Raw genomic sequence first — 7,730 nt, 5'->3', positions numbered from 1 at the left:
AACTGGAATCCAGAATGGAAAGCGAAAGCTGTTCTCCGCCTTTAAAATAAAATTTATAATTACTCTCAGGACTGCCTGCAGTACCAGTACCAATCACATAAAACCCCTCATATTCCGGATAAAATTTAAAACCAAAGTAACCTTTAGCATTAGCCTTCGCACTGGCAATTTCTATTGATTTGCCCTCTTCAACTTTAAATAACTTTACTGTCTTAGTGGTTTCTTTCTTTAGCAAGCCCGTAACAACAGCGGGTGTCTGTGCATATACCGTACTGAGGCTCAACAACAACAATACGACTATGCTATAAATTTGTTTAGTATTCATTTAAATGTATATAAAGTGATAAAATAACATAATTAACGTTCTCTATAATCCAGACTCACAATCTTGCCAAAACCAGTATAACTTTCTGTAGATTTCAGATCCCCGTTTAAAGGAGGTACCTCAAAAAATTCCAGTCTGCCATTTCGATCAGCAGACAATCCAGGATTGTAACTCGCTACAATCAACTGATTCACCTTCTCTTTCAAATAAGGTGTATTCTGGTTAAAGATATTTTGGAACTTAATTAGACTAATCTCCTCAGATCCTTTATCCAACATCAGTTTACTTGTTTTTAAAGAAGTATCATATTCATATAAACGCCCCTTAACCGTATAGAGTAAATAACCATAAGTTGGGCTAACTGCAAATTTTTCAGCAAGTGCAATATCGGAACCCAAAACTTCCGAAAAATAAGACTGAGTTCCTGTAAAAGGATTGAATCGTGCCAAAAACAACTTACCGGCAGGATTTTTTAATACGGCGAATATTTCTCCATTATTATAATCTGTATATTCCATATAGACCAGGTCCATACCAATATTGCTGGCATCATATAAAGGTGTTTGGCCAGCCGGAATAGTGCTTACACTAGGTTCATTATTCCCATGTCGTAAGAACCGTTTTTTATCCTTATCAAAAAGAATGGCAATGGGGGTAAAGTTTTCCCAGTCCATAGCTGCTGCAACAAATGGAGCTGGTCTAAAAGGAGTTACTTCTCCATTAACCAAATTGATTGGTACACCATAATGAATATTATATACATAATAATAATAATAAACATTACCACCAGAATACATATAAGAAGTTCCTGTATTCTCTTTTACGGGCGAGAAAAAATCAGCGTGGAAACCTTCTCCAACATTGCTTACCATTTCATAAGCCAGGTTAAATGTCTTTTTCCATTTAAATGTTTCCGGATCGATCCGGTTAGTTGACTGGTCTGTAGACACATAAATACCATAAGTTGTAAAATTATATCCATAGCAGGTAACATTCATCGGCTTACCCTGAAGCACAAGCTCTGAACCTGTACGTCCCAAAACATCTGTAATTGGGCTATATACATTGTCAATTTTAGAGATCATGTCTAATCGGCCCTTTCCATTCACCTCATTCAAGACCATCCAGCCCTCATAAATACTCGTTTCTACCTTCAAAGAAACTTTCGTTGTTGTAATTACCCCTGTCTTATTGTCCTTAACATTATAATACAGCCAATAAGATCCCGGCGGCAATTGCATCGTAATATCTAAGTTTTTTGTCGTAGCCAGTTCTTTACGTTGATCCGCAGGCAACATATTTGCTGCGTTCACATTCATAACAAACCATTCATAGCCATAAGTGCCATCCTGTGCCTGGCTAAATTTTAAACTTGGGGTTATTTTCAGAGGATCTCCCAATTTTATTATATAAGAAGGATTAATTCCCTCGGCAATTACCTGATTCAGTTCTTGATAGTTATAGTTTCCCAAATCCTTTTTACAAGAAAAAAAGATCAACGCTGCCGCCAGGCAAACTATAGGTTTAATATATTTGTACTTCATTATTTCGTTGGTTTAAATAAACAAATTACTGGACACCAGGCCCCATAGTCATCTCCGATCCATCTTCATCATAAATGGTCTTTCCATCTGCTTTCATCTCATTGAGGTAGCGCTGCATAAAACCGCCATAATAAAGTACTTTTGCAATAGGCGTGTCGTAGGTATCTAGTTCCGAGATATTAAAATTCATCACTTCAGCCATTAGAAAGATCTTTTTTCGGCTGAATGTCCCAAAATAAAAGTCAAACCAAAGTTTAGGTTGCTTAAGAATATCATTTACCCAAACTATTTGTTTGATATAGCTCAGCTTCTTACCTGTAGATGAATTGAGAACCGTTGATTGCATTAAGGTTTTGAACTGATCATTCTCTATCAGATTAAGCACTAGTTTAAAATCTTTATCCTGCATCTCCTTGGTCCGTTTTAGCCGGATCCTGAGGGTATCCGCTACCTTATTTGCTGGGATAATAAATTTTTGGTTTAATATTTCATATTGCTGCTGCTTTGCTAAAGTTGAAGACGGATCAATAACCAGATTATAAACCCGATCTGCAGAAGTTGTGGCCCCTGTCGCTCTAACCACCAATTTAAGAACCGAATCTTTAACGGTTTCACCGGCAAATGCGAAGGAGATGACTGTACTGTCACTAACCGGCTTTTTATCAATACTTTCAACCGCATTAGCAAAATAAATACTTGCCTGACCATCATAAGTTTCAAGGCCTTTTTTACAGGAAACCATTACACTGCCAATCAACAACAGCAAAAAAATGGTATATATTTTTTTATTCATGATCTTTATTTTTTGTTTATCTAGGGCTTGTTTCAGATAAAGGCAGTGGAAAAACATATTTTGTTGCATTCATACTAATGTTCCCAGTAGAAGACAAAGGATTAGGAATACTACTAAGATTTCTTCTTTTATAGTAATACCACAATTGCCCTTCACCAAAAAACTCCTTCTGATATTCCTTTTGCAGTTCCGTATTTAACACTGCACCCGCCGGAAGATTAAGAAGCCCTCGTTTATTACGAACTGTATTTAAATAACCCAAATCTCCATAAGCCTCAGCTGCTATATAATACATTTCACTTAATCTGATCAGCGGCATGACATAACGATAAATGGTTGTTTTATCTACCAGATCAGCATATTTAAAAAAAGTACGGTATGACTTGCCCCCAATACCCGTTAAAATCCATTCCGGATTATAACGGTAATCATTTTCATTATTCTCATAAGTCGTTTTTAGGCGTGCATCCAGAGGCGCCAGGATTTGCTTATCTTGCAGATCAGGAGAAAAATTATCCCGATAATTTTCGTACATATCTAAACTCTGAAGTCCAAAAAGTAATTCGGTACTAAATACACGATCAGGATTGGCTTTATCAGATAAAATTTTACCAGGTGTGATCCAGGGAAATGTCGCAGCATTATCGATAACAGTCTTTGCAGCAGCAGCGGCAGAGATCTTGTCCCCACGATATAGATATACCCTGGCTTGCAATCCCTTTACTGCAAAATAATTCATGCGATAATTACGGCCGCTGGTCAGAAAATTCACATTATCATTTGGACCAGGAGTATTCACGCCTGTTGTCCTTACCGGATCATTTGTTAATAATTGTTCTGCCTTTTTCAGATCTGCGATCACAAGGTTCATCACCTGGTTTGCCGGTAAAATATCATTCACAGCTGTTCCCGCAGTGGTATAATAAGGTATGGACACCTTTGTAGAATCTGAGGTACCATAGACAGGCCCATACATCCTGAGCAGGTCAAACTGCAAAAATGCGCGAAGTCCATATGCTTCCCCCTTAAATATAGCCTCAGATTTTGAATCGAGTACCCCAGGATAAGCCTCCAGACTCTTAATGAGCTTGTTGACATTTACTACATCCACATAGGCATTTGTCCAGATAGCATCCAGATCTGCCATTACAGACTTATCTGTATAGGTATAGGTTTGGTATTTAGTCAAATTATGCAGCGTACCCACATTATAGCGTTGTGCAAAAACATCCATCAGAGTGCTTGTTAAAGTTGCACCATACAGTTTGGTTTTCCCCATATCCAGATAAATACCATTCAATGCTTCTGCGATACCTGCGGGTGTACTATACAATTGTTTTTCCGTAAGTTTATCCTCTGGCTGCACATCCAGCCATTTTTTACAGGATACCATAGGAAGCAGTAAGGTCATTCCCAGAACTGCTGTTAAAATATTTTTAATTGATCTCATAGCTGTTGATTCTAAAAACTTGCATTTAAACTAAAGGACACTGACCTGGCAAAAGGATAATCAATACCACGCTCCTGCTGTACTGTAGAAACGCGAAAGAAATCATTCATATAACCATTTACACGCAGGTCGGACAAGCCCAGACGATTCAGCCATTTTCTTCCCTGAAAGTTATATCCAAAGCTCACAGATTCACCACTAAGCATATTTTCATTCTGTACAAAACGTGAGGATTTTGGAGTTGTAGTTGTTAAACTGATCGATTTAAACTGAGCAATATCTCCAGGTTGTTTCCAACGGTCATATAAGGCACGTTTATCTTGGTTATTTACCAAACCCTGTACATTAATGTTTTCAACTTTATTATAGAGCGCATCATTAAAAACATCCCTACCGAGAATATACCGGATAACCAAGTTGAAATTAAAGCCTTTATAACTGACCATATTGGTAAAAACACCTTCTACCTTTGGTTGTGTGCTACCCACGCGGGCAATGTCATTTGGATCATAAATGAAGGTATATTGTCCATCTTTTTTTAAGAATACCTCCATACCTGTTCCAGGATCAATACCCATGGAAGGTACTGCCCAAATGTCTTGCGGGCCATAGCCATCTTTATATCTAGTTAAACTATTGCTGTTTTGTGCTTTTGTGTTTAATGAAGCTAGTTTATTATTAAAACCATCATACTTGCTGGTATAGCTTGTACCGGTAAGTCCGATGGTCCATAAAACACGTTCTGCCGGCCGGTAAATCGGCGAGTATTTAATGGAAGCCTCAACTCCCCTGGTATTTAACAGCCCAACATTCATCGGGAAAGATTTGATCCCTGTAGAAGACGGCAGATCTACAGCAACCACCAACGGATCAGTCTTTTTCTGATACACATTGGCATTAATGGTAAATCTGTTATCAAACATCACAATATCAGTTCCAAGACTCGTCTGAACAGAATTCTGCCATTTCAGATCTGGATTACCTAAACTATTTAGCGTAACTCCTTGTCCAAATAAGTTGATGTATGAATCATATCCATAAGTGGAAATAGAAGAAACACTGGCAAAGTTTTGATTACCCGTCGTACCCATATTCGCATATAGTTTCAATACATTGATCCAATGTATGGCTTTCATAAATTGTTCATTGTGAATGTTCCATCCAACACCACCACTCAAATAAGGAGAATATTTTTTATTGGCACCAAAAGCAGTTGAGCCGTCATAGCGATAAGAAAAATCCGCCAGATATCTGCTTTTGTACGCGTAATTAGCAGACGCCAGAATAGCGTTCGTACGTGTTTTGCCAAGCGCTGTAAGCGGTTTGGAGTTCGGCTTATAACTATAAGCAAACCCAGGATTCCCATTGCTGGAAGATGGAAATCCAACAGCATCAAATGTGATGTTATCATTATCATCATTTCTCATCTCCGTACGAAGATTGGCTGTTAAAGAGTGGGTGCCAGCAAACACCTTACCATAGGTTAACATCAAGTAACCATTATAGTTAAAATTATTCGTCCTGCTATTTCTATAAGATCCCTTTTCAAAAATACTTGTATCGTCAAAAGCAGTATTCAACGGCGATAAGAAATTAATCTGAGTTGTACTTCCTTTTTGTACCTGAATAGCCCCTTGAACCTTAAATTCCCTACTTACATCAATAATCATTTGAAGGTTATTCTGAATAGCAATATTCTTAGTATCGTTGATACTGTTCAAACCAGCATTGTATAACGGATTAGGTACATAATACCATTTGTTTGCATTGTCACCGCTCACTTCCAGATATCGTTCATTTGGACTATCCTTTCTGTAATATGGATTTGCATTTACAAAATTTGTAAAAGAGCCGTATGGAGACTCATCAGCTTTATACCCGCTTATATATAATTTATTGGAGAAATTGAATTTTCCTTTTCTATAAGAAAGATCCACGTTGCCAGCCCAATCATTTCTTCCCGATCCCTTCATTGCACCAGTTGTTTTCTTGTAGCTTAAACCCACACCATACCGGAGCGCATCATCGCCGCCATCGGCATAAATAGAATGACGCTGACTGAAACCCGTTTGTACCGGTACATTTAACCAATACGTATTTACACCACGTTGTACTTCAGCCAGATGAACATTGTATAAAGAATCCAGATCCAACTGATAGATTGGAGCATTTGAAGTCCCGTCAAAATAAGTATATCTCCCCGAAAGTCTTTCAAACTCCAGCTTTTCTGCAGCATTCATCATATTATACCCTTTCAGATCTGGCATTTCAATGTTAAAGTCGCTGGTATAGTTCAGGTTCATCTGCCCTTGTCTTGGTTTGAGGGTTTCAATAACCACTACGCCATTTGAAGCTTTTGAACCATACATCGCCGTTGAAGCTGCGTCCTTCAAAATAGTTACCGAAGCAACCCGGTTCTGATTCAGGTCTACAATTGTCCTTAAACTGGTTTCAAAACCATCCAGAATAAACAATGGTTGATTGGGATCAGAAGCAAACTGATCCTGCAGAGATGACGAAATGCTGGTTTTTCCCCTGATCTCAATATTAGGCAGCGCATTCGGATTAGAACCAAACTGATTGTTTTCAATCTGGATGAAGGAGGGATCTAAAGCACGCAGGCCCTGGATAATATTTTGATTGCTCACCGCCCGCAACTGTTCTCCAGTATAAGAAGCCGTGGCTCCGGTAAAACTATTCTTATTCCTGGTAATTCCAGTACCGGTAACCACCACATTTTTCATATTGTTTTCAGCAATCTCCAGCTTAACCGTAAGTTCTTGTTGTCCTGCTTTAAATTTAATTTCCTGACTGATATACCCAATATAGGAAACAACAACAATATCATGTTCTGAAGCATTGATACGGAAACGACCGTCCTTGTTACTTATAGTTCCCCTGGATATATTTCCCTTAACTCTGATCGATGCTCCGGCAATAGGTCTACCAGCTTCGTCTAACACAATACCATTTACCTCCGCTTGTTGTTTCTGAACAAGTTGAGGTACTTTTATCTTAATAATGATCGTTTTATCTTCAACAAAATAAGCCAATGGCTGATCTGCAAAGCATGCTTGCAGAACCTCATCCAGCGAAGCCTTTACTACATGAATATTCACCGGTTTTGCCATCTTAACCTGTGGGTTAGTGTATACAAAATCATATCCGCTTTGCTTTCTGATTTCTTTAAATACTTCCTGTAAAGACGCATTGGTGCTATTAAGTGTGATTCTTTGGGCATAACCACCAGCACTCACCTGGAGCAACATAGTGGTCATTAGAATAAAGATTAGGTTTATTCTCATTATAAATTTTCTTTGATCTGCTGTTTTGATCCGCTGAAGAATCAAATCAATGATTAGCATTAGGAAATTTGCCGCACAAGCAAACTTCCTGCGCTGAAATAGCGCATTAAATTTCATACATTTGAATTTAGTCCTCCTCTTCTGTGGTTGAGCAAAATAGTGAGGAACGGTTTGGAATTTAGTTGATTAGTGTATTCAGCATGGTATCTGCGGGTCCAGACCATCAGCCAGGGGTGGGTCCAATCACTCCTGGTTATTTTAAGACCCTGTTATAGTAGAGTTATGGCATAACAGTTACCCTCCTTCCTTCAAT

General features: G+C 38.3%; 4 protein-coding genes and 1 pseudogene. All 5 read right to left on the bottom strand.

The window, feature by feature from the left end; all coding sequences use genetic code 11:
* A pseudogene (locus VNZ46_RS17080) lies at positions 1-325 on the bottom strand (TlpA family protein disulfide reductase); the annotation flags it as partial.
* 32 nt (positions 326-357) lie between these two features.
* Entirely contained in the window at positions 358-1,869 is a 1,512-nt protein-coding gene (locus tag VNZ46_RS17075; protein ID WP_325561260.1) for a PKD-like family lipoprotein, read from the bottom strand.
* A 25-nt stretch (positions 1,870-1,894) separates the two neighbouring features.
* Complete coding sequence (locus VNZ46_RS17070) at positions 1,895-2,662, bottom strand: DUF4843 domain-containing protein (protein WP_325561259.1); 768 nt, start codon at positions 2,660-2,662, stop codon at positions 1,895-1,897.
* 16 nt (positions 2,663-2,678) lie between these two features.
* The gene (locus tag VNZ46_RS17065; protein ID WP_325561258.1) at positions 2,679-4,112 is read right to left on the bottom strand and encodes a RagB/SusD family nutrient uptake outer membrane protein; all 1,434 of its coding nucleotides are present in this window, start codon (positions 4,110-4,112) and stop codon (positions 2,679-2,681) included.
* Positions 4,113-4,123: 11 nt separating this feature from the next.
* Positions 4,124-7,417 (bottom strand): SusC/RagA family TonB-linked outer membrane protein, encoded by a 3,294-nt coding sequence (locus VNZ46_RS17060; protein ID WP_325561257.1) that lies wholly within the window; start codon positions 7,415-7,417, stop codon positions 4,124-4,126.
* Positions 7,418-7,730: the final 313 nt, after the last annotated feature.

Source organism: Pedobacter sp. (assembly GCF_035566355.1).
Taxonomy (GTDB): Bacteria; Bacteroidota; Bacteroidia; order Sphingobacteriales; family Sphingobacteriaceae; genus Pedobacter.
The sequence above is the reverse complement of the archived record's forward strand: the minus strand, read 5'-3'. Positions and strand labels throughout refer to the sequence as shown.